The organism is Pseudoalteromonas sp. ATL1, from assembly GCF_058933015.1.
This window is the reverse complement of record NZ_JBZYXL010000001.1, coordinates 3,790,230-3,810,007: the sequence shown is the minus strand read 5'-3', so window position 1 is coordinate 3,810,007 and position 19,778 is coordinate 3,790,230. Positions and strand designations below refer to the sequence as shown.

Below are 19,778 nucleotides of genomic sequence, written 5' to 3'. Positions count from 1 at the left end.
TGCAAGGATTTGCACCTCCATTCTTTTTTTATCAGTCACTCAATTCTAAGATTTAACTACTTGCCTGTGTTGCTATGATAAGTCGCTTCTATTGCATATAGCTTGTGTCGTATGAGATATAAAAATGTCAATGAGGGCAATACCATCAGTGCCGTGATTGCGAAAAACACAGCCCAGTTCCCATTCAACCAATCATCAATAACCACACCGCTGTAGCTGGAAATAACCGTTCTTCCTAAACTGCTGAGTGATGCTAGTAGTGCGTAATGGGTTGCACTAAATGCGCGATCACAGAGCATGGAAATAAAGGCCACCATGGCGACTAAGGACCATGCTTGAGTAAAACCATCCACGACGATTGCCATGGCATATAAATGCTCTTTGGGGCCGGCTATTGCTATCCAAGAAAACATTAAATTGGATGCTGCCATCGCCAATCCACTGACAAATAACCCTTTCACAATGCCATATTTATGATTAAAAATACTGCCTAGGAAAGCGAAAACAATGGTGATCACGCCAGTTCCAAGCTTAGAGTATTGGGCAATTTGACTGTTACTAAAGCCGACTTCTTTATAAAACACGATGGACATTCGGGCTAAAAATGACTCACCGATTTTAAATAAAAACACGAATGCAAGTAGGGCTAGGGCGGTTTTAACGCCATTCTTTCTAAAAAAGCTTCTAAATGGCTCAACGAGTGTAACAGCAAGCCAAGCGGTGAGTTGGCTGAGTCTTCCTGGCGCTAAATCTGCAAGCTTAGCTTGGTAAGCTTGCTCTAGTTGTGCTTGCACTACCTCTCTATTTGATTGCGGCTCTTTAGCTAAAAGAGTGACGACTATCAGTGAGGCCATGATACACGCTAATATCACATAGATACCTGGCCAATTAAAGCTGGGTAGATCGGCTAAAAAGAAGGGTAAAGCGCCGAATAGCGCATATCCTGTCCACCAACCCGATGTGGCCATTGCCGCAGCTGCGGTGGCTTTCTCACTTTCGTTTTCAGGGAGAGAGTCAATACGAAAAGCGTCTATGGCAATATCGTGGGTGGCGGATGCAATAGCAATGACAAAGCACAATAATGCAGCGGTAAATAGTTGTTCTTTAAGCACTATTGTGGACATTAACAAGGTTGCGCAAGCTGTGATGAACTGACAAAGAGCAATCCAACTACGTCGTTGTCCGAGTAACTTTTCGAGCAAAGGAAGCTTGATCCTGTCAAGCAAGGGCGACCATAAAAAGTTCACTGTGTAAGCAGCAAACACAATACCAAACAAACCAATCATGCTACGGCTTAGGCCTTCATCTTTCAGCCATGCTGACATCACTGAGCCTATCAAGACCCAAGGGAAACCACTGCTGATCCCCAACATAAAAATGGTGACTAGGCGTCGGTCAGTATAGTAACTCAAATATTCGCGCAAACTGGCTTTAAGGATCATGATAGGCCTTATTAAAGTTTAGGTGCTTCGAGCATGCTTACATCAAAGATGATAACTGGCGTTTTCGGAATAAAGGTATAGCCGAGTTTGCTGTTATAGCCCGTTTCAACTTGCATAATTTTATCTAGCGTTTCAAAGCCTTCAACTACGTTACCAAAAACCGCAAAGCCCCAATCTCTGCCCGGATTTAAATGGTCGTTATCGTTCATATTAAAAAAGAACTGACGTGTGCCAGAGTGAGGTTTATTGTCTTGATATGCCATAGCGACTGAGTACATATCGTTTTTTAGGCCATTACCACTTTCGTTAAAGATAGGGGCACGCTCAAACATGCCGTCGTACTCTTTATCATAGCCGCCTCCTTGAATGACAAAGTCTGTCTCATTGGCTTCGTCTCGCTCGACGCGGTGAAATACTGAGCCTTTGTAGTCGCCATTGATCACATAAGTAAGAAAATTATTGACGGTAATAGGCGCGCGCGAACGGTCAAGCTCAATGATGATATCGCCTTTACTGGTGACCATTTTCACTCGGGGAAATAAGTTATCTTTTTGAACAAAACTGCCTTCCTTATTAGCGCTAAAGGCATGACAAGAAAGCAATAGAAGTGACAAGTAAACGACAATATTTTTCATTTTTTATCCCTGTAAAAATTCAATCAGTTCTTTATCTGACACAATGCGAGTGATCAAAAGCTCAGTCAAATTATTGAGTTGACCTTCAATTTTAGCTTGCTCATGTTTGAGTGGGCCACTCAAGTGTGATTTTGCGTTATAGCTTTTTTCAAAGTGACGGCCGCCGTTGCTGACTTCAATACGAAGTTTTGCCTTGGCGTGGCTCTGATGCTTTGTCATTGATTCGCTTACTGTTGCAACAAACTCGTCGATATGCAGGACAACTTTGTTTGTTGCATGTGGAGAGATGTTTGCACTGTTTGCTAACAAAGCTTGTTGAAATGCTTTATCAACAAGCAGTGGAAGTGCAGCATCAGGCAGGTAAAGTGCCGGTTCCTGATCTACAACTCGAATCGTGAAATTACTAGTTCTATTATCTTCAACTAGCAGGTGTAACGATGCATTTATCTGGCTCACACTTGTGCCTGAGTAACTGGGATTTAAAATCACCGCTTTGGGTGATGTGGCACATCCATTAAGTAACAATAATATTAATAAGGAGATAATTCTCATTTTTAGCCTCTTCTCGTTGCGCTTAACACAATGAATTTTTTATTATTTCCAATAACTTTACAATTTCCAAATAAGCGATTGAGTTTGTCTTGATAGTCAAGGTGACGATTACCAATGATCCTCAACTCTCCCCCTTTTTTTAACACATGCTTTGCTTGTGCAAACATCTGCCACGCTATATGGTCGGTAATAGCCTGCGCTTGATGGAATGGAGGGTTACATAACACCAGATCAACTGAACCTGACGTGAAGTCCGTTAAACAGTCGTTTTGTATAAATTCACAGCGCTCGCTTGCTTCGGGTAAGTTTTGTTCGATATTGAGCTTGGCACTGGCGACCGCCATCGCTGATTCATCAACAAAGGTGACTTGAGCATTGGGCATTTTGCTGAGTGTATGCAAGCCGATAACACCATTACCGCATCCTAAATCGACTATTTTCATGGGTTTTTTACCTTGTGGTAGGTAATTCATGAAAAATCGAGCGCCGATATCTAATGAATCTCTAGAAAATACGTTAGCGTGGTTGGTGAGTGTAAATTCACTTTTTTCCAGGGCCCAACTTATAGGAAATTTACTGTCTACCGGTTTTCCCGTGGTTTGAGAAAATATCAAACGTGCTTTTTTCACCGCGAGACTCGTGCTCGGTTCGCTCACAAAGTGACTAAAGCTTTTCAATGTTGAAGTATGGATCTCTTTTGCTTTACCAGCCGCAATAATAGTTATATCTGCGGGTAAGTGGCTGAGTTGCGATAGCTGGTACTGCAAAAAGCCAGCATTTTTAGGTACTTTGAGCAATATAAGGTCAATACCGTCGGGTAAAGTAGCTAGGCTGTCCAGATAACTTACCCGTGTACTCGGTAACTGGTTTTCTTCTAGATTATATTTGCATGCCTGTTGGCTTACAAAAGAGTCATTGCTGTGAGAGATATGAGTACTTTCGTTATTGTGCGCCAGCAAACTGCAAGTGAGTGCACCAAAGCTGTCATTAAGTACCAATACATGCTGGGCTTGGTTATGATGTTCTTGAACATACTCAATCAGGTACTCATCTGCTGCATCCCATGCTTGTAGACTGCGATTTTTTTGTTCTAGAGGAAAACGGTGTAAAGTAAGGGCACAGCCACCTAATAACGCATCAGTTGTCATATATATAAAGTAACAAGTAGTGAATAGGTAAATGGTATCATGACATTGGCTCAGCCCAAACAGCTCTTACCTAGTGGGTTTGACTATTCCCCTCAAGTGATGAGCTTATCGAAAAGCATTGCACTGTATGATTTTTTAGTGGCGAATCTGGATTGGCAGCAGCCGAGTATTCAAGTGTTTGGTAAATCACACCCCATTCCTCGTAAGCAATGTTTTATTGCTGATAGTAATGTGGCGTACGGTTATTCACAGAAAATATTAGATAACTCACCATGGCCTGATGTGTTGCTGGCTATGCGTAAACGCCTGCAAATGGCGTACGGCTGCGAATTTAATGCGCTACTTGCCAATTGGTACCGCAATGGGCATGACAAAATGGGTTGGCATAGTGACGATGAGGCTGAGCTAGGTATAGAGCCTTGTATTGTTTCTATTTCCCTAGGTGCAGCACGCAAATTTAAGATTAAGCACAAAGTGAGTGGGCAGCAGTACGAGCTATTGTTAGAAAGCGGCAGTTGCTTATTAATGCATGGACAAAGTCAATTACAATACCTACATGCATTACCTGCGCAAACCAAAGTCACAGGTGGTCGCATTAATTTAACCTTTAGAACGGTTGGTCAAGCCTCAACAAAAGCGTATAGTAGCGGCCATTAATAAATTTAAATGAAGGGGTTAGCATGTCGATGCAAGAACAAATTCACGACAAGCTGGCAAATGCCATTAGTTGTAAACATCTTAATGTGGTTAATGAAAGCCATATGCATAGTCGTGGTGAAGAGTCTCACTTTAAGGTGATAATTGTCAGCGAAGAGTTTATTGGTAAAAGGCTTTTGCAACGTCATCGAAAAATCAATGATGTATTGAAAGACGAGCTTGCTCATCACATTCATGCATTATCTATTCATGCATATACCCCTGAAGAATTCAGCGACAGAGAAGGAAGTACGCCTGACTCACCGAAATGTTTAGGCGGCTCTAAGTTAGATAATTAGCTGATCAGATCTGTGTTTTCCTGATCAACCATTAAACTATGTCAGTTTTTGAAAAATTATAGGAATAATTATGGTCGTTAAACCGAAAATTCGTGGTTTTATTTGTACCAATGCACATCCAGCTGGTTGTGCGGCACACGTACAAGAACAAATTGCTTACGTTAAAGCACAGGGCCCACTTGCTAACGGTCCAAAGAATGTACTTGTTATTGGCTCATCTACGGGTTATGGCTTAGCATCACGCATTACTGCCGCATTCGGCGCTGGCGCAAACACGCTCGGTATTTTCTTTGAAAAAGAAGGAAGCGAGAAAAAAACCGCGTCTGCAGGTTGGTACAACACGGCAGAATTCCAACGAGCAGCGGAAGAAGCGGGGCTTTGGTCAAAAAATATCAACGGCGATGCATTCTCGGACGAAATCAAGCAAAAAACAATTGATACGATTAAAGCTGAAATGGGCAAAATCGACCTAGTGGTATACAGCTTGGCGTCTCCGCGTCGTACTGACCCTAAAACAGGTGAAGTGTACTCATCTACGTTAAAGCCAATTGGTAGCGATATTACGACTAAAAACTTAAATACGTCGAAGCGCGAAATTGACTCGGTGACGGTAGAAGCAGCCAATGAAGACGAAATTGCCAACACGGTAAAAGTCATGGGCGGTGAAGATTGGGAGCTGTGGATTGATGCGTTGAAGCAAGCAGATGTACTTGCCGAAAACTTTAAAACAACCGCATACACATACATAGGTAAAGAATTAACGTGGCCTATTTATGGTCACGCCACAATTGGTAAAGCGAAAGAGGATTTGGACCGTGCAACGGCTGCCATTAAGGAGTCAACAGCGGCACTAAATGGCGAAGCTTATGTTTCTTCGTTAAATGCGGTGGTAACACAGGCAAGTTCAGCCATTCCAATCATGCCACTTTATATCTCTGCACTATTTAAAGTGATGAAAGCGGACGGTACATATGAAGGTACAATCGAGCAGATTGACGCCTTGTTCCGTGAAAACCTTTACGGCGAAACGCCGCGCTTCGATGATGGTGGCCATCTGTTCCAAAATTACAAAGAGCTTGAAGACGATGTTCAGTCTCGTGTTCAACATATTTGGGACACAGTAAAAACTGAAACCATTGATGAATTGACTGATTACGTTGGCTATCACAATGAATTCTTGCGTTTATTCGGTTTTGGTATTGAAGGCTTAGATTACGAACAAGACGTTAACCCAGATGTGAAAATCAACAATCTGATTTAATAGCTTAGCAAGCTTGAAGCTTGTTTAAGTACTTAATTGAGCGGCTAATTGAGCAGGTACTATGCGTGAACAATTAGCCGTTTTTTATTTCTTGCCCATGCTGTAATTGTTTCAAGTGATAGGGTCTGTTTACGAGAGAAATAAACATTGGAATTAATCTGTATTATTGGCAAACGATAAACGCTTCGATTCTAAAACAAGGATTTCACCTTTTTATACGGTGAACTGATTTGACCTGTCTAAGATGCGCCTTTCTATTGTGATACTTTAGTCTATACTGCTTTCATTAACTGGCACTAAAGCCAATGAAAGGCATATTAATTTTGTAATTCCCCTCGCATAGTCGGGGGGATTAATGTTAAAATCACAGAAATATGTGAGAACACAACTTCAACGCTTGTCTCGATATTCGAGCAGGTGGCTCTTTGATACCTAAAAAAATATGAGGCAGCAAGCGTTGTGGTGACTAAAGATTTTTCAATTTCTTTCCGTTAATGTAATGCAAGTGCGTATGATCAACATAAAAAAAGGTCTGGACTTACCCATAGAGGGCGCGCCTCAGCAAGTGATTCATGATGGTTCTGCTGTCAAACGAGTTGCTGTCTTAGGCGAAGAGTTTATTGGTATGCGTCCTACCATGCATGTTCGTGTGGATGACCAAGTCAAAAAAGGCCAAGTTCTTTTTGAAGACAAGAAGAACCCAGGCGTCAAGTTTACTGCACCAGCTTCTGGTGTGGTTAAAGAAATCAACCGTGGTGCTAAGCGTGTATTGCAATCCGTTGTGATTGAAGTACAAGGCAATGAGCAAATCACTTTTGACAAGTTTTCGGCTGCTGATTTAGGTGGTTTAGAGCGTGATAAAGTGAAAGAAGTGCTTGTTGAATCAGGTCAGTGGCCTGCGCTAAGAGCACGTCCTTTTAGTAAAGTAGCTGCGTTAGATGCAACACCAAGTTCTATCTTTGTGACTGCAATCGATACTAACCCGCTAGCGGCTGATCCTGCTGTGATTATTGCTGAAAATGTGGAAGCATTTGAAGCTGGTCTTGCAGTGGTATCACGTCTGACTGACGGTAAGGTATTTGTTTGTAAGAAAGCAGGTAGCAAAGTGCCAAGTTCATCACTTTCTCAAGTAGAAGTGCATGAGTTTGCAGGTGTTCACCCTGCGGGCCTAGTAGGTACTCACATTCATCACCTAGATCCAGTTTCTGCTGATAAGCAGGTATGGCACTTAGGTTATCAAGATGTGATTGCTTTTGGTCAGCTATTCCTAACTGGTGAAATTAGCTCTGACCGTGTGGTTGCATTAGCTGGCCCGCGCGTTAAGAACCCTCGCTTAGTAAGAACTCAAGTAGGTGCGTCGCTAACAGATTTAGTTGCAGGCGAGCTTGAAGAAGGTGATAACCGAGTCATTTCTGGCTCTGTGTTAGCTGGTAAAACAGCAACTGGACCTCACGCTTACCTAGGTCGCTACCATGTTCAAGTATCAGTTTTACTTGAAGGTCGCGAAAAAGAGCTATTTGGCTGGATCGCACCAGGTAGTGACAAGTTCTCAGTAACACGTACATTCATTTCACACTTAGCGCCTAGCCGTTTGTTCAAGATGACAACGTCTACGGGTGGTTCTAAGCGTGCAATGGTACCAATCGGTAACTATGAGCGTGTTATGCCACTCGATATCTTACCAACACCACTGCTACGTGACTTAATTTCACGTGATTTAGACAGTGCGATATCGTTAGGCGCATTAGAGCTAGATGAAGAAGATTTAGCGCTATGTACCTTCGTATGTCCTGGTAAGTATGAGTACGGTTCAATCCTGCGTGATTGCCTGACTACTATCGAGAAGGAAGGTTAAAAATGGCCTTAAAGAAATTTTTAGAAGACATTGAACCTCACTTTGAGCCTGGCGGTAAACATGAAAAATGGTATGCGCTGTATGAAGCTGTAGCGACTATTTTCTATACGCCTGGTTATGTAAACAAAGGGGCAACTCACGTACGTGATAACATCGACCTAAAACGTATTATGATTTTAGTGTGGATGGCAACGTTCCCTGCGATGTTCTTTGGTATGTTTAACATCGGTCACCAAGCAGCTATTGCACTTGGTAACGGTTTTGAACTAGCAAATACATGGCAAGTAGCTATTTTCCAAGCTCTTGGCGGTGAACTGACAGCACAAGCTGGTTGGGGCGCTAAGATGTTCTATGGTGCATGCTTCTTCCTACCTGTATACGCCACAGTGTTCGCTGTTGGTGGTTTCTGGGAAGTACTATTTGCATCAATCCGTAAGCACGAAGTAAATGAAGGTTTCTTCGTAACTTCCGTTCTGTTTGCATTGATCCTGCCTGCGACAATTCCTCTTTGGCAAGCTGCTCTAGGTATTACCTTTGGCGTAGTTGTTGCGAAAGAAGTATTTGGTGGTACAGGTCGTAACTTCTTAAACCCTGCACTTGCTGGTCGTGCTTTCTTATTCTTCGCATACCCTGCAAATATTTCAGGCGACACAGTATGGACGGCAGTCGATTCATTCTCTGGCGCAACATACTTAGGTCAAGCTTCGCAAGGTGTATTAGATTTCAATAACATGGTTCTTTGGTGGGATGCTTTCTACGGCTTCGTTCAAGGTTCAATGGGTGAAACTTCAACTCTAGCGCTGATGATCGGTGGTTTCTTCCTAATGTATGTACGTATTGCTTCATGGCGTATCGTGCTAGGTGTATTCCTAGGCATGGTTGCAATGGCGAGTTTATTTAACATGTTAGGTTCAGAATCAAACGCCGCATTTGCTATGCCTTGGTACTGGCACTTAGTGGTTGGTGGCTTTGCATTTGGTATGTTCTTTATGGCGACAGATCCAGTGTCTGCATCTTTCACCAATAAAGGTAAGTTTGCATACGGTGCATTGATTGGTGTGATGGTTGTTCTAATTCGTGTTCTTAACCCGGCATACCCAGAAGGCATGATGTTAGCAATTCTATTCGCTAACTTATTTGCTCCACTATTCGACCACTTTGTAGTGCAGTCAAATATTAAGAGGAGATTAGCACGTGTCTAGTAACAATGAATCTATCGGCAAAACATTAAGCGTTGTTGTTGGTCTATGTTTGGTATGTGCGATTGTTGTTTCTGTTGCGGCAGTACAATTGCGTCCACTACAAAACGCGAATAAGACGAAAGACATTCAGCGTAACATTTTGACAGCTGCTGGCTTTAACAATGTCACTGACGTTAAAGCAACCTTTGATAAGAATATCGAAGCGCGTGTTATTAACATGAAGTCAGGTGAATTTGTTGATGTTGACCCGCTTTCTTTCGATTTTGAAATGACAAAGTATGACGCAGCGCGTAGCTTTGCATTATCAAAAGAGGACGATAAAGCAGGCATTCAACGTATGACAAATAACTCACCTGTGTACCTTGTAAAAGGCGACAACGGAAAAGTGTCAACAGTTGTTCTTCCTATCCAAGGTTACGGCCTTTGGGGTGTCATGTTTGGCTTCTTAGCGTTAGACAGCGATGGCGAAACAATTAAGGCTATTCAGTTCTACAAGCACAAAGAAACTGCAGGTCTTGGTGGTGAAATCGAAAACCCTAAGTGGACTGCTACTTGGGCTGGTAAAGAACTTCCTATCGATTTGGTAAAAGGTTCAGCTGGCGACAACAAACATAAAGTTGATGGCTTGTCTGGTGCAACGCTAACTTCGAAAGGTGTAGATAACACAATCGATTTTTGGACTAGCAATAAAGGCTTTGGTCCATTCCTTGCGAACGTACGTAAAGGAGCATTGAACTAATGGCTAATACTAAAGAAATGAAAGAAGTCTTGTTTGGCCCTGTCCTTGCGAACAACCCAATTGCCCTACAGGTACTGGGTATTTGTTCTGCACTGGCAGTAACATCAAGCCTTAAAAATGCACTTATCATGTCAATTGCTTTGACTTTGGTAACCGCGTTTTCAAGCTTTTTTATCTCATTGATCCGTAATCAGATCCCTTCAAGTGTGCGTATCATCGTACAGATGACTATCATCGCGTCATTGGTAATTGTTGTAGACCAAATTTTACAAGCGGTTGTTTACTCAACGGCTAAAGAGTTATCAACGTTCATTGGTCTGATCATTACTAACTGTATCGTAATGGGTCGTGCAGAAGCGTATGCAATGAAGTCACCACCAACAATGTCATTCCTTGATGGTATCGGCAATGGTTTAGGTTATTCTGTTGTACTTCTAACTATCGGTTTCGTACGTGAATTGTTCGGCTCAGGTACTCTATTTGGTGTTGAAATCTTACCACTTGTTTCTGAAGGTGGTTGGTACCGTCCAATGGGTCTACTAGTTATGCCATTCAGTTCATTCTTCTTAGTTGGTATGTTTATTTGGGTACTTCGTACTTTCAAAAAAGACCAAGTAGAAGCGAAGGCATAAGGGGAGAGAGATGGAACAATATATTAGCTTATTCGTTAAAGCGGTTTTCATTGAAAACTTAGCATTATCTTTCTTCTTAGGTATGTGTACTTTCCTTGCGGTATCTAAGAAAGTAACAACTTCTTTAGGCCTAGGTATTGCAGTAATTTTCGTACTAGGTGTATCAGTACCTGTGAACAACCTAGTGTATTACGCTATTTTAGCGCCAGGTGCACTTGAGTGGTTAGGTTTCCCTGAAGCTGACTTAAGCTTCTTGCGCTTCTTGACTTTCATTGGTGTTATCGCTGCGCTAGTACAAATTCTAGAAATGGCATTAGATAAGTTTTTCCCTGCGCTATACAACGCACTGGGCATCTTCTTACCACTTATTACCGTAAACTGTGCGATTTTCGGTGCAGTATCATTCATGGTTGAGCGTAACCTTAACTTTGGTGAGTCGGTTGTTTATGGTATTGGCTCTGGTGTGGGTTGGGCACTGGCAATTGTTTTACTTGCTGGTATCCGTGAGAAAATGAAATACGCAGATGTGCCAGATGGTTTACGTGGTTTAGGTATTACCTTTATCACTGTAGGTTTGATGGGCTTTGGCTTTATGTCATTCTCTGGTATTTCACTGTAATAGGTAGCGAGGAAAAATCATGCTTGAGGTATATTTAGGCGTAGGGATGTTCATTGCTATCGTTGTAGTTTTAGTTTTAGTGATTATTGCCGCTAAATCTAAGCTCGTATCTAGCGGTGACATCACAATTGGAATTAACGGTGATCCTGAAAAAGCTATCACCACATCAGCTGGTAGCAAGTTACTTGGTGCACTAGCTAATTCAGGTATTTTCGTATCATCAGCATGTGGTGGTGGTGGCTCATGTGGCCAGTGTCGCGTACATATTAAATCTGGTGGTGGCGATATTTTACCGACTGAACTTGATCACATCTCTAAAGGTGAAGCTCGCGAGGGTTGTCGTCTAGCGTGTCAGGTAAACGTTAAAAATGACATGGAAATTGAACTAGAAGAATCAATTTTCGGTGTTAAAAAGTGGGAATGTACGGTTATCTCTAACGATAACAAAGCAACTTTCATCAAGGAGCTTAAGCTAGCTATTCCTGATGGCGAGTCAGTGCCTTTCCGTGCCGGTGGTTATATTCAGATCGAAGCGCCAGCGCACCACGTTAAGTACGCAGATTATGATATTCCAGCTGAATATCGCCCAGATTGGGAGCGTTTTGGCTTTTTCAATCTAGAGTCTAAAGTAGATGATGAAACAATTCGTGCATACTCAATGGCGAACTACCCAGAAGAGTTTGGCATTATCATGCTTAACGTACGTATTGCGACTCCGCCGCCAAACAACCTAACGCTTCCATGTGGTAAAATGTCATCGTACATTTGGTCACTTAAAGAAGGTGATAAGGTAACTATTTCTGGTCCATTTGGTGAGTTCTTCGCTAAAGACACAGATGCAGAAATGGTATTCGTCGGTGGTGGTGCTGGTATGGCGCCAATGCGTTCACACATTTTCGACCAACTTAAGCGTCTTAACTCTAAGCGTAAGATGTCTTTCTGGTATGGTGCACGTTCTAAGCGTGAAATGTTCTACGTAGAAGACTTCGACGGCCTAGCGGCAGAGAACGATAACTTCGTATGGCACACAGCATTGTCAGATCCACAACCAGAGGATAACTGGGAAGGTTACACAGGCTTCATCCATAACGTACTTTATGAAAACTACTTAAAAGATCATGAAGCACCAGAAGATTGTGAGTTCTACATGTGTGGTCCTCCAATGATGAACGCGGCTGTAATCAACATGCTTAAAGACTTAGGTGTAGAAGACGAAAACATCTTACTAGATGACTTCGGTGGCTAATAAGTTTTAGCGATGATCCAAAACTTAGTTTTGCGATGATATTCAAACCCCAAGGCTTATAAGTCTTGGGGTTTTTTATTATGTATGTAAGCGTTTTAGTACTAAATAGCGTCATTTTATGGGACTAAATGACAATGGTATTGAAAGTGTATTTTAAAAATGACTCTTTAAGGAAGGGAACATGAAACGCATATTTGTGCCATTTTTTATCTTTTTGGCTTTGTGTATCGTAGGATGTGATCGCGTATCTAATGAACAACCGCAGGCATTGGTGCTCCATGGTAAAACAATGGGCACAACTTATAACATTAAAGTTTTTCCCCAAAACCCAGAGATAACCGCGGAGCAGCTGCAAACGCAAATTGATGACACGCTTGTGGGCGTGAATCAGTCGATGTCTCCTTGGGTGAAAGACTCAGAGATAAATCGCTTTAATAGTCTGCCTCATGGCCAGTTTATGGCCATCAGCGACGATTTTAGAGACGTTGTTGCGGAGTCTATCCGTCTTGGTAAGTCGACAAAAACCCTTGATGTGACCATGGGGCCACTAATTGACTTGTGGGGTTTTGGCCCAGATAAGCGCCCCACGAAGCGTCCTTCACAAGCGCAATTGGATGATATGATCAGTCGTATTGGTGTTGATAAACTCATCTTAAACGAGCAAGGGCTGGCTAAAACAGTCGATGGACTTGAAGTGTCTTTTTCATCAACGGCGAAGGGATTTGGTATTGATAAAGTAGCGTCTTTACTCGAGGAGTTGGGTATCACTGATTACATGGTTGAAATTGGTGGAGAACTGCGAGTGTCTGGCTCGAAACCAAACGATGTACCATGGATCATTGCCATTGAACAACCTGATGCACCAATGGGAATGCGACAATCACATAGAGAACTTCAACTGGGTAGTACGGGTATTGCGACATCGGGTGATTATCGTATTTTTTATGAAATGGATGGTGAAACCTTCACCCATTTGATTGATCCCGCAACAGGTATGCCAGTAAAACACGAACTGGTATCCGTTACGGTTTTACACCCTTCAGCGATGACTGCGGATGGCTTAGCAACGGCATTAACAGTGATGGGTACAGAACGAGCGAAAGCGTATGCGCAGGAGCATAATCTTGCGGTTTACTTGATCAGTAAGTCACCAGAAGGGCTAAAAACGTATGCCAGTGATGCCTTCAAACCATATTTGTGAGCGGCGAATAACCGCGCTATAATGCGAGGTGATTAAAACCGTCGTTGGCCCTCAAGTAGTGGGGCCAATTATCACCTTAAAGGGGCCCATACGATGTCGCTATTTCTTCTTACTTTTGGTTTACTTATTTTGATTATTGCTGCGATGGCTGTCGGTGTGATTGTGCAGAAGAAATCAATGGCAAGTAGTTGTGGTGGCTTAGGCGCTGTAGGGGTTGAAAAAGCATGTGATTGTGATGACCCATGCGATCGACGCAAAAAGCGTATGGCAAAAGAACAAGCTTGGAAAGAAAATCAAATCTTATAATGATTTTCTCCAGCATTGAAATGCGAGCTAAGGCTCGCATTTTTGATCGCTACCTGTTTCAAAATCTAACTATGATAACGCAGTCTTAATTGGCCTGTTCACGATGGCGCAGCAAATTACGCGATCGTCTTCTTGTGACGTTACGTTCATGCAGTTTTTACAGAAGTTGTATTCTAGCCATCTAGACAGCATAATAGCCGTCATATCCTTGTTAGGAAATCTTGGGAATGAGTTGCAAATACTCAACTGTCCCCGCAACTGTGAAGGCGCGCGTAAAGCAGCCAAAGTCAGATACCAAGACTAGCAAATTAACTCTAAGCGGGCGTACTTTGAGTCACAGCCAATTCTCTTCCATTGAGTACTCTGTAAGTGTACGTGCGTCTATTGCCTGTGTTAATACTGAACCGCTTAGTTAAGCGGATAGGTATCACTATTATGTCTGTTGTTAGCATAAGGTCCACATGACAAAATCATTGGAAAAAAAACCATCGATGTTGCAAGTTCAACACCTTGGACTGACGATAAACCAAGCCACGATCCTCAGCAACATCAGCTTTGATGTAAAGTGTGGTGAATTTGTTGGTTTGCTCGGCCCGAATGGAGCGGGTAAGTCGTCATTATTAAGGTGTCTTTACAGGTACGTACAGCCAAGTCATGGTTCAATATCACTCAGTGGTGAAGCCTTAGAAGGTTACTCTCGCTTAGCGTATGCCAAGCAAGTCGCCGTTGTGCTGCAAGATGTGCCTGAGCAATTTAACCTTGATACCTATGATGTCGTTGCAATGGGGCTCACACCTCACAAATCACTTTTTTCCTCGTTAGGTCAAAAAGACCGTGATTTAGTTGCTGCCGCAATTGAGAAAGTGGGGTTAAGTGGTAAGTCTAAGCAAGTATTCACTTCATTATCTGGCGGAGAAAAGCAGCGAGTGATGATTGCGCGAGCTATGGTGCAACAGCCAGTGCTACTCATCATGGATGAACCCACGAGCCACCTTGATGTGAAGTATCAAATTCAAATTATGGAGTTAGCTAAATCTTTGGGCATTAGTGTTTTGGCTTCGTTTCACGATTTAAATTTAGCGTCAGCGATGAGCGATAGATTACTTGTGCTCAAAGCTGGGCAATTGGTAGCGCAAGGCGCGCCCGCCGAAGTACTAACGCCTCAATTATTGAGTGATGTGTTTGGTGTTTGTGCTGAGGTCACCAATGTCCCAAGTTCAAAAGACAATACACGTCTAGTGCCGCATATTCGTTATCACTACGGATATATTCAATGAGCCGTTTGACTTTCATTGCCCTTTTGGGCGCAGCGGTAGCGGTTAGCTTCATGGGAGCATTAAGTTTAGGTGCAATCCCCATCGCTTTATCCGATGTGGCACAAGCGCTTTTTGCATACTCGGACAACCAGCTGGGCCATAAGGTTATTATTGAATTGCGGTTACCACGTGCAATCTTAGCGTTTTTCGCTGGTTGTGGCTTGGCGCTGGCTGGGCTTATTTTACAAACAGTAACCCGCAATCCATTAGCCGATCCTTACCTATTTGGCGTTTCTTCTGGTGCTTCATTCGGTGTGGTGTTGTTATTCGCATTGACTGGTGTGCAAGCCGGGCTCTGGCTATCGGGGGCTGCCTTTTTAGGGAGTCTTGCCGCTATGCTCATGCTATTGCTCATCGCGAAAAGCCAAGCAAGTAGGCAGGTGGAGTCAATGCTGCTTGCTGGTGTTGCTCTATCATTCTTATTTAGTGCCTGTACAAGCTTACTTTTGTATTGGAGTGATCCGCAGGCGATCAGTGCGATTGTTTTTTGGACTTTAGGCAGTTTCAGCCGTGCGCAATGGCAATGGCTTTGGTTACCCTGTTTTGTAGTGATTGGAAGCCTACTCGTGGTGTTGCTTTATCGTCGTGTGTTAAATGCGTTACTGCTTGGAGATGAAAGTGCGATTACCTTGGGTATCAACGTTAACAGAGTAAGACTTGGCATGTTACTGATGAGTTCTTTGGTGACTGCGGTATTGGTCGCTTCTTGTGGCGGAGTGGGGTTTGTAGGGTTAATGATCCCACACATGGTGCGATTTTTTATTTCTCAGGCGACGACACAAGGGCTAATGTGTATCACCATATCAGGTGGCGTGTTTATGTTATGGGTCGATGTACTCGCTCGTACCATATTGAATAATCAAGAATTGCCAGTAGGGGTGATCACAGCGGCCATTGGCAGTGTGTTCTTTTTATCCTTGCTGGTAACAAGAAAACGCGCCATCTAGTGTGACTCGACTTTTGACGGATTGGGAGGATGACTTTGAAGACATTAATGGTACAGGGTACAACGTCAGATGCAGGTAAAAGTACGCTAGTTGCGGGTCTTTGCCGTGTATTTGCGCGCCGTGGTATCAAAGTAGCGCCTTTTAAACCACAAAATATGGCCCTAAACAGTGCGGTAACACCCTGTGGGGGAGAAATCGGCCGTGCGCAAGCGCTACAAGCAATCGCAGCCAAAGTTGAGCTAAGTACCGACTTTAATCCTATTTTACTCAAACCCAATAGTGATACTGGCGCACAGGTGATCATTCATGGTAAGGCAATTAGCAATATGGAAGCGGCTAAGTATCATGATTATAAAAAAGTGGCGATGCAAGCCGTGTTAGAGTCACATCAACGTTTGCTGAATGAGTTTGACGCGATTGTTGTTGAGGGAGCTGGGAGCCCCGCTGAAATTAATTTGCGGGAGAATGACATTGCCAACATGGGGTTTGCCTGTGAGGTTGAGTGCCCGGTAATCATCATTGCGGACATTGATAAAGGTGGCGTATTTGCGCACTTAGTTGGTACGCTTATGTTGCTGAGTGAATATGAGCAAAGCTTGGTAAAAGGGTTTGTGATTAATCGTTTTCGCGGTGATATCGGGCTGTTGCAATCCGGCTTAGATTGGCTCGAAGAAAAAACGGGCAAACCCGTTTTAGGCGTTATGCCTTATTTGCATTCACTTAACTTAGACGCTGAAGATGCGGTTGCCCTAGAAAACAATGTAACCGATGCAAAACTAAAAGTTAGCGTGCTGTTGTTACCGCATATTAGTAATCACACCGACTTTGATAGTCTGCGATTACACCCCAATGTTGACTTAAGATATGTAAAACATACGGAGCGGATCGGCGCCACTGATCTGATCATTATCCCCGGTAGTAAAAATGTGCTGGGTGATTTGGCTTTTTTGAAAGCAGAGTCTTGGGCTGACGAAATCAATCGTCATCTACGTTTTGGAGGTAAGTTATTGGGTATATGTGGTGGCCTGCAAATGTTGGGGCAGATGATTTACGATCCGCTTTGTATCGAATCTTCACGTCAAGAAATATCAGGGTTGGGGTTGGCCGATTTTGTTACGACCCTAACAGCGCACAAAACACTAACCCAAGTGACTGGAACATGCCTACTTGGCGACGCTCAAACCGCAATTGAAGGGTATGAAATACACTGTGGGATAAGTGAAGGGCAAGCACTTAAGCTGCCATTTGTTCGCTTTCATGAACATCCCAATGGGATAATGCAAGATGGTTTTATTTCAGAGGATAATCAGATAGTGGGTACTTATATACACGGTTTATTTGATACCTCAGAAGCGTCACAACATATCCTTAATTGGGCAACTAACGGACGATTTGATACCCCTGCATTTGACTTAACGTTACATCGAGAGCAACAGCTAAACAGGCTTGCAGATAGCTGTGAGCAACACTTAGATATTGACGCTATCTTAGCGTTATTTGAAAAGAAACAAAGACTTTAAGAGCATATTTTAATGACTGAAGAGAGCAATAAGAGCCAAGAAAAGCATCAGCAAAGACAGCAAAAAGTGAAAGAGCAAGTTGACGCTAAAATTGCAGCCGCGGATAAAGTGCAAGGCATTTTTCAAGTGATAACTGGGAATGGCAAAGGTAAATCGACTTCGGGGTTTGGTACCGTCGCACGTTGTATTGGTCATGGCAAAAAAGCAGCGGTGGCGCAATTTATTAAAGGCATGTGGGAATGTGGTGAGCGAAACTTACTAGAGCAAGTGGGCGTGCCGTTTGAAGTCATGAAAACAGGATTTACTTGGGAGACACAGAATCGAGAAACAGATACGCTTGCTGCACAGAAAACTTGGCAACAAGCAAAGCGTTGGTTACAAGATGACAGTATCGATCTGGTCTTGCTCGATGAGCTTACTTACATGGTGAGCTATGACTATATTGATTTAGAAGAAGTCGTGAACGCTATCGCGAACCGTCCGAAAATGCAGTCGGTGATAGTCACAGGTCGTGGCGCACACCGCAAGTTGACTGAGCTGGCAGATACAGTCAGCGAAGTACGAAATGTTAAGCATGCTTTTGAATCAGGGATTAAAGCCCTACAAGGATTCGACCATTAATGGCTAAGTTTTGGCTTTGTATATTCATTATCTCGTTTTCAAGTGTTACACAGGCGAAACCCGTTCAGCGTATCATTGCGCTAGCGCCACATATTGTTGAGAACTTATTTGCAATTGGTGCGGGTGAGCGCATTGTGGGTACGGTCGATTACGCAGACTACCCAGAGCAGGCGAATCATATTGAACGCATTGGTGGGCACAATGGTATTGCCTTAGAAAAAGTACTCGCGTTGAAACCTGATATTGTTATTGCTTGGCATTCTGGCAATAAAAAGGCGGACCTTGAGAAACTAAAACAACTGGGTATTGAGGTGGTTTATAGTGACAGTAAAGACATTAGCAAACTCAGCGATGAGCTACGTTTTTTGGGCCAATTAACGGGGCTTGAAGCGCGCGCTGATATATTGGCAAAGCAATTTTCCGAGCGGTTCGATGCGCTTGCTAAGCAATATCAAGCAATGGCCAAACTCAGCGTATTCTATCAGCTGTGGCCGGAGCCAATGATGAGCATTAATGGTAATACTGGCATTCATCAATTGCTGACGTTATGTGGTGCAACGAATGTGTTTTCAGACAGTACTGCTGATTATCCACAGGTTAGCATTGAAAACGTACTTAAAGCATCTCCTCAGGTGATCATTTTGCCATTTGAAAAAAGTGCCAAGCCCGTCGTACAGGCTAATTGGCAAGCTTGGCCAGAGATCCCAGCTGTAAAAAATCAGCAGCTGATAGAAGTGAATGCTGACTTGCTACATAGATACAGCGTTCGTGTACTTGATGGAGCGAGGGATATGTGTGATAAACTGCATCTAGCCCGTTTGCACTATCAACAACAATAAAGGGATCCACCATGACCAGTTGGCAAGACGTTCTAGGCCAAGAAAAACAACAAGGCTATTTTAAAGATACGCTGAACTATGTGGCGCAACGTAGGGAAGCTGGGGTGACAGTTTACCCCCCACACGAACAAATATTTGAAGCTTTTAAAGTTACGCCATTCGAGCAAGTCAAAGTGGTCATTTTAGGGCAAGACCCATACCATGGGCCAAATCAAGCGCATGGATTGTGTTTTTCGGTATTGCCAGGTATTAAGCCACCGCCGTCGTTAGCCAATATGTATAAGGAACTCGCGCAAGATATACCGGGTTTTACTATTCCCGAACATGGCTATTTGCTCCCTTGGGCAGAACAAGGTGTGTTGTTACTTAATACCGTATTGACCGTAGAGCAAGGTGCTGCACACTCGCACAAAAAGCTGGGCTGGGAACGCTTTACCGACGTGGTGATTGAGCAACTGAACACACACGGCGAAGGCATTGTGTTTTTGCTTTGGGGCGCACATGCGCAAAAAAAAGGTAAAGCGATCGATAAAAACCGCCACCACGTTTTGCATGCACCACACCCATCGCCGTTATCTGCACATCGCGGCTTTTTTGGTTGTCAGCACTTTTCCAAAACCAACCAGTTACTTCAGAGTATGAGCAAGCAGCCAATAAATTGGCAGGTTTAATTATCTGCAAACAATAAAAAAGGCTCCAAAT

The 19,778-nt window shown here is 43.2% G+C and carries 21 protein-coding genes and 1 riboswitch; of the genes, 17 read left to right on the top strand and 4 right to left on the bottom strand.

The annotated features are described in order from the left end of the window. Positions 1 to 56 precede the first annotated feature (56 nt). The 4 genes from AC5FX4_RS16735 to AC5FX4_RS16720 are packed head-to-tail and all read right to left on the bottom strand — an operon-like array spanning position 57 to position 3,777. Entirely contained in the window at positions 57 to 1,442 is a 1,386-nt protein-coding gene (locus AC5FX4_RS16735; RefSeq protein ID WP_493607459.1) for an AmpG family muropeptide MFS transporter, read from the bottom strand. A gap of 11 nt (positions 1,443 to 1,453) precedes the next feature. Beyond that, positions 1,454 to 2,077, bottom strand: coding sequence for a peptidylprolyl isomerase (locus tag AC5FX4_RS16730; RefSeq protein ID WP_493607458.1), 624 nt, complete (start codon positions 2,075 to 2,077; stop codon positions 1,454 to 1,456). A 3-nt stretch (positions 2,078 to 2,080) separates the two neighbouring features. Then, positions 2,081 to 2,629 (bottom strand): YajG family lipoprotein, encoded by a 549-nt coding sequence (locus AC5FX4_RS16725; protein WP_493607457.1) that lies wholly within the window; start codon positions 2,627 to 2,629, stop codon positions 2,081 to 2,083. 2 nt (positions 2,630 to 2,631) lie between these two features. Further along, positions 2,632 to 3,777 carry a methyltransferase gene (locus AC5FX4_RS16720; protein WP_493607456.1) on the bottom strand — a complete coding sequence of 382 codons (1,146 nt, stop codon included), beginning with the start codon at positions 3,775 to 3,777 and terminating at the stop codon, positions 2,632 to 2,634. A gap of 39 nt (positions 3,778 to 3,816) precedes the next feature. Between AC5FX4_RS16720 and AC5FX4_RS16715 the strand changes: the two genes are divergently transcribed. The 17 genes from AC5FX4_RS16715 to ung all read left to right on the top strand — a co-directional run bounded on the left by AC5FX4_RS16715 (position 3,817) and on the right by ung (position 19,747). After that, positions 3,817 to 4,434, top strand: a complete 618-nt coding sequence (locus tag AC5FX4_RS16715; RefSeq protein ID WP_493607455.1) for an alpha-ketoglutarate-dependent dioxygenase AlkB family protein — start codon at positions 3,817 to 3,819, stop codon at positions 4,432 to 4,434. 23 nt (positions 4,435 to 4,457) lie between these two features. After that, on the top strand, positions 4,458 to 4,772 hold the full coding sequence (locus AC5FX4_RS16710) for a BolA family protein (protein WP_493607454.1): 315 nt from the start codon (positions 4,458 to 4,460) through the stop codon (positions 4,770 to 4,772). 70 nt (positions 4,773 to 4,842) lie between these two features. After that, the gene (fabV, locus tag AC5FX4_RS16705; protein WP_493607453.1) at positions 4,843 to 6,033 is read left to right on the top strand and encodes an enoyl-ACP reductase FabV; all 1,191 of its coding nucleotides are present in this window, start codon (positions 4,843 to 4,845) and stop codon (positions 6,031 to 6,033) included. 511 nt (positions 6,034 to 6,544) lie between these two features. Continuing rightward, complete coding sequence (locus tag AC5FX4_RS16700; protein ID WP_493607452.1) at positions 6,545 to 7,888, top strand: Na(+)-translocating NADH-quinone reductase subunit A; 1,344 nt, start codon at positions 6,545 to 6,547, stop codon at positions 7,886 to 7,888. A gap of 2 nt (positions 7,889 to 7,890) precedes the next feature. Beyond that, positions 7,891 to 9,090, top strand: a complete 1,200-nt coding sequence (locus AC5FX4_RS16695; RefSeq protein ID WP_493607451.1) for an NADH:ubiquinone reductase (Na(+)-transporting) subunit B — start codon at positions 7,891 to 7,893, stop codon at positions 9,088 to 9,090. Continuing rightward, on the top strand, positions 9,083 to 9,829 hold the full coding sequence (locus AC5FX4_RS16690; RefSeq protein ID WP_493607450.1) for a Na(+)-translocating NADH-quinone reductase subunit C: 747 nt from the start codon (positions 9,083 to 9,085) through the stop codon (positions 9,827 to 9,829). Before AC5FX4_RS16695 ends, AC5FX4_RS16690 begins: the two co-directional genes overlap by 8 nt. After that, positions 9,829 to 10,461, top strand: a complete 633-nt coding sequence (locus AC5FX4_RS16685) for an NADH:ubiquinone reductase (Na(+)-transporting) subunit D (RefSeq protein WP_493607449.1) — start codon at positions 9,829 to 9,831, stop codon at positions 10,459 to 10,461. Before AC5FX4_RS16690 ends, AC5FX4_RS16685 begins: the two co-directional genes overlap by 1 nt. Before the next feature lie 10 nt (positions 10,462 to 10,471). Next, positions 10,472 to 11,080, top strand: coding sequence for an NADH:ubiquinone reductase (Na(+)-transporting) subunit E (gene nqrE, locus AC5FX4_RS16680; protein WP_493607448.1), 609 nt, complete (start codon positions 10,472 to 10,474; stop codon positions 11,078 to 11,080). Positions 11,081 to 11,099: 19 nt separating this feature from the next. Beyond that, positions 11,100 to 12,326, top strand: a complete 1,227-nt coding sequence (gene nqrF, locus AC5FX4_RS16675) for an NADH:ubiquinone reductase (Na(+)-transporting) subunit F (RefSeq protein ID WP_493607447.1) — start codon at positions 11,100 to 11,102, stop codon at positions 12,324 to 12,326. 181 nt (positions 12,327 to 12,507) lie between these two features. Further along, positions 12,508 to 13,527 (top strand): FAD:protein FMN transferase, encoded by a 1,020-nt coding sequence (locus AC5FX4_RS16670; RefSeq protein WP_493607446.1) that lies wholly within the window; start codon positions 12,508 to 12,510, stop codon positions 13,525 to 13,527. A gap of 93 nt (positions 13,528 to 13,620) precedes the next feature. Beyond that, positions 13,621 to 13,833: a (Na+)-NQR maturation NqrM gene (gene nqrM, locus AC5FX4_RS16665; RefSeq protein WP_476290324.1), complete on the top strand. Its 213-nt coding sequence runs from the start codon at positions 13,621 to 13,623 to the stop codon at positions 13,831 to 13,833. 192 nt (positions 13,834 to 14,025) lie between these two features. Then, a riboswitch (cobalamin riboswitch) is annotated at positions 14,026 to 14,151 on the top strand. Between the two features lie 143 nt (positions 14,152 to 14,294). Continuing rightward, positions 14,295 to 15,110, top strand: a complete 816-nt coding sequence (locus tag AC5FX4_RS16660) for an ABC transporter ATP-binding protein (protein WP_493607445.1) — start codon at positions 14,295 to 14,297, stop codon at positions 15,108 to 15,110. After that, a complete protein-coding gene (locus AC5FX4_RS16655; RefSeq protein ID WP_493607444.1) occupies positions 15,107 to 16,096 on the top strand; it encodes a FecCD family ABC transporter permease in 990 nt (329 codons plus the stop codon). Before AC5FX4_RS16660 ends, AC5FX4_RS16655 begins: the two co-directional genes overlap by 4 nt. 35 nt (positions 16,097 to 16,131) lie before the next feature. Next, the gene (locus AC5FX4_RS16650) at positions 16,132 to 17,616 is read left to right on the top strand and encodes a cobyric acid synthase (protein WP_493607443.1); all 1,485 of its coding nucleotides are present in this window, start codon (positions 16,132 to 16,134) and stop codon (positions 17,614 to 17,616) included. A 12-nt stretch (positions 17,617 to 17,628) separates the two neighbouring features. Then, entirely contained in the window at positions 17,629 to 18,237 is a 609-nt protein-coding gene (cobO, locus tag AC5FX4_RS16645) for a cob(I)yrinic acid a,c-diamide adenosyltransferase (RefSeq protein ID WP_493607442.1), read from the top strand. Further along, positions 18,237 to 19,076, top strand: a complete 840-nt coding sequence (locus AC5FX4_RS16640; protein ID WP_493607441.1) for a cobalamin-binding protein — start codon at positions 18,237 to 18,239, stop codon at positions 19,074 to 19,076. The genes cobO and AC5FX4_RS16640 overlap by 1 nt, the downstream gene beginning before the upstream one ends. 11 nt (positions 19,077 to 19,087) lie before the next feature. Then, on the top strand, positions 19,088 to 19,747 hold the full coding sequence (gene ung / locus AC5FX4_RS16635) for a uracil-DNA glycosylase (protein ID WP_493607440.1): 660 nt from the start codon (positions 19,088 to 19,090) through the stop codon (positions 19,745 to 19,747). Positions 19,748 to 19,778: the final 31 nt, after the last annotated feature.

Excerpts from the sequence above, each read along its gene's own strand:
- AC5FX4_RS16735 (WP_493607459.1), bottom strand. The coding sequence starts at position 1,442 with ATGATCCTTAAAGCCAGTTTGCGCGAATATTTGAGTTACTATACTGAC.
- AC5FX4_RS16730 (WP_493607458.1), bottom strand. The coding sequence starts at position 2,077 with ATGAAAAATATTGTCGTTTACTTGTCACTTCTATTGCTTTCTTGTCAT.
- AC5FX4_RS16725 (WP_493607457.1), bottom strand. The coding sequence starts at position 2,629 with ATGAGAATTATCTCCTTATTAATATTATTGTTACTTAATGGATGTGCC.
- AC5FX4_RS16720 (WP_493607456.1), bottom strand. The coding sequence starts at position 3,777 with ATGACAACTGATGCGTTATTAGGTGGCTGTGCCCTTACTTTACACCGT.
- AC5FX4_RS16715 (WP_493607455.1), top strand. The coding sequence starts at position 3,817 with ATGACATTGGCTCAGCCCAAACAGCTCTTACCTAGTGGGTTTGACTAT.
- AC5FX4_RS16710 (WP_493607454.1), top strand. The coding sequence starts at position 4,458 with ATGTCGATGCAAGAACAAATTCACGACAAGCTGGCAAATGCCATTAGT.
- fabV (WP_493607453.1), top strand. The coding sequence starts at position 4,843 with ATGGTCGTTAAACCGAAAATTCGTGGTTTTATTTGTACCAATGCACAT.
- AC5FX4_RS16700 (WP_493607452.1), top strand. The coding sequence starts at position 6,545 with ATGATCAACATAAAAAAAGGTCTGGACTTACCCATAGAGGGCGCGCCT.
- AC5FX4_RS16695 (WP_493607451.1), top strand. The coding sequence starts at position 7,891 with ATGGCCTTAAAGAAATTTTTAGAAGACATTGAACCTCACTTTGAGCCT.
- AC5FX4_RS16685 (WP_493607449.1), top strand. The coding sequence starts at position 9,829 with ATGGCTAATACTAAAGAAATGAAAGAAGTCTTGTTTGGCCCTGTCCTT.
- nqrE (WP_493607448.1), top strand. The coding sequence starts at position 10,472 with ATGGAACAATATATTAGCTTATTCGTTAAAGCGGTTTTCATTGAAAAC.
- nqrF (WP_493607447.1), top strand. The coding sequence starts at position 11,100 with ATGCTTGAGGTATATTTAGGCGTAGGGATGTTCATTGCTATCGTTGTA.
- AC5FX4_RS16670 (WP_493607446.1), top strand. The coding sequence starts at position 12,508 with ATGAAACGCATATTTGTGCCATTTTTTATCTTTTTGGCTTTGTGTATC.
- nqrM (WP_476290324.1), top strand. The coding sequence starts at position 13,621 with ATGTCGCTATTTCTTCTTACTTTTGGTTTACTTATTTTGATTATTGCT.
- AC5FX4_RS16660 (WP_493607445.1), top strand. The coding sequence starts at position 14,295 with ATGACAAAATCATTGGAAAAAAAACCATCGATGTTGCAAGTTCAACAC.
- AC5FX4_RS16655 (WP_493607444.1), top strand. The coding sequence starts at position 15,107 with ATGAGCCGTTTGACTTTCATTGCCCTTTTGGGCGCAGCGGTAGCGGTT.
- cobO (WP_493607442.1), top strand. The coding sequence starts at position 17,629 with ATGACTGAAGAGAGCAATAAGAGCCAAGAAAAGCATCAGCAAAGACAG.
- AC5FX4_RS16640 (WP_493607441.1), top strand. The coding sequence starts at position 18,237 with ATGGCTAAGTTTTGGCTTTGTATATTCATTATCTCGTTTTCAAGTGTT.
- ung (WP_493607440.1), top strand. The coding sequence starts at position 19,088 with ATGACCAGTTGGCAAGACGTTCTAGGCCAAGAAAAACAACAAGGCTAT.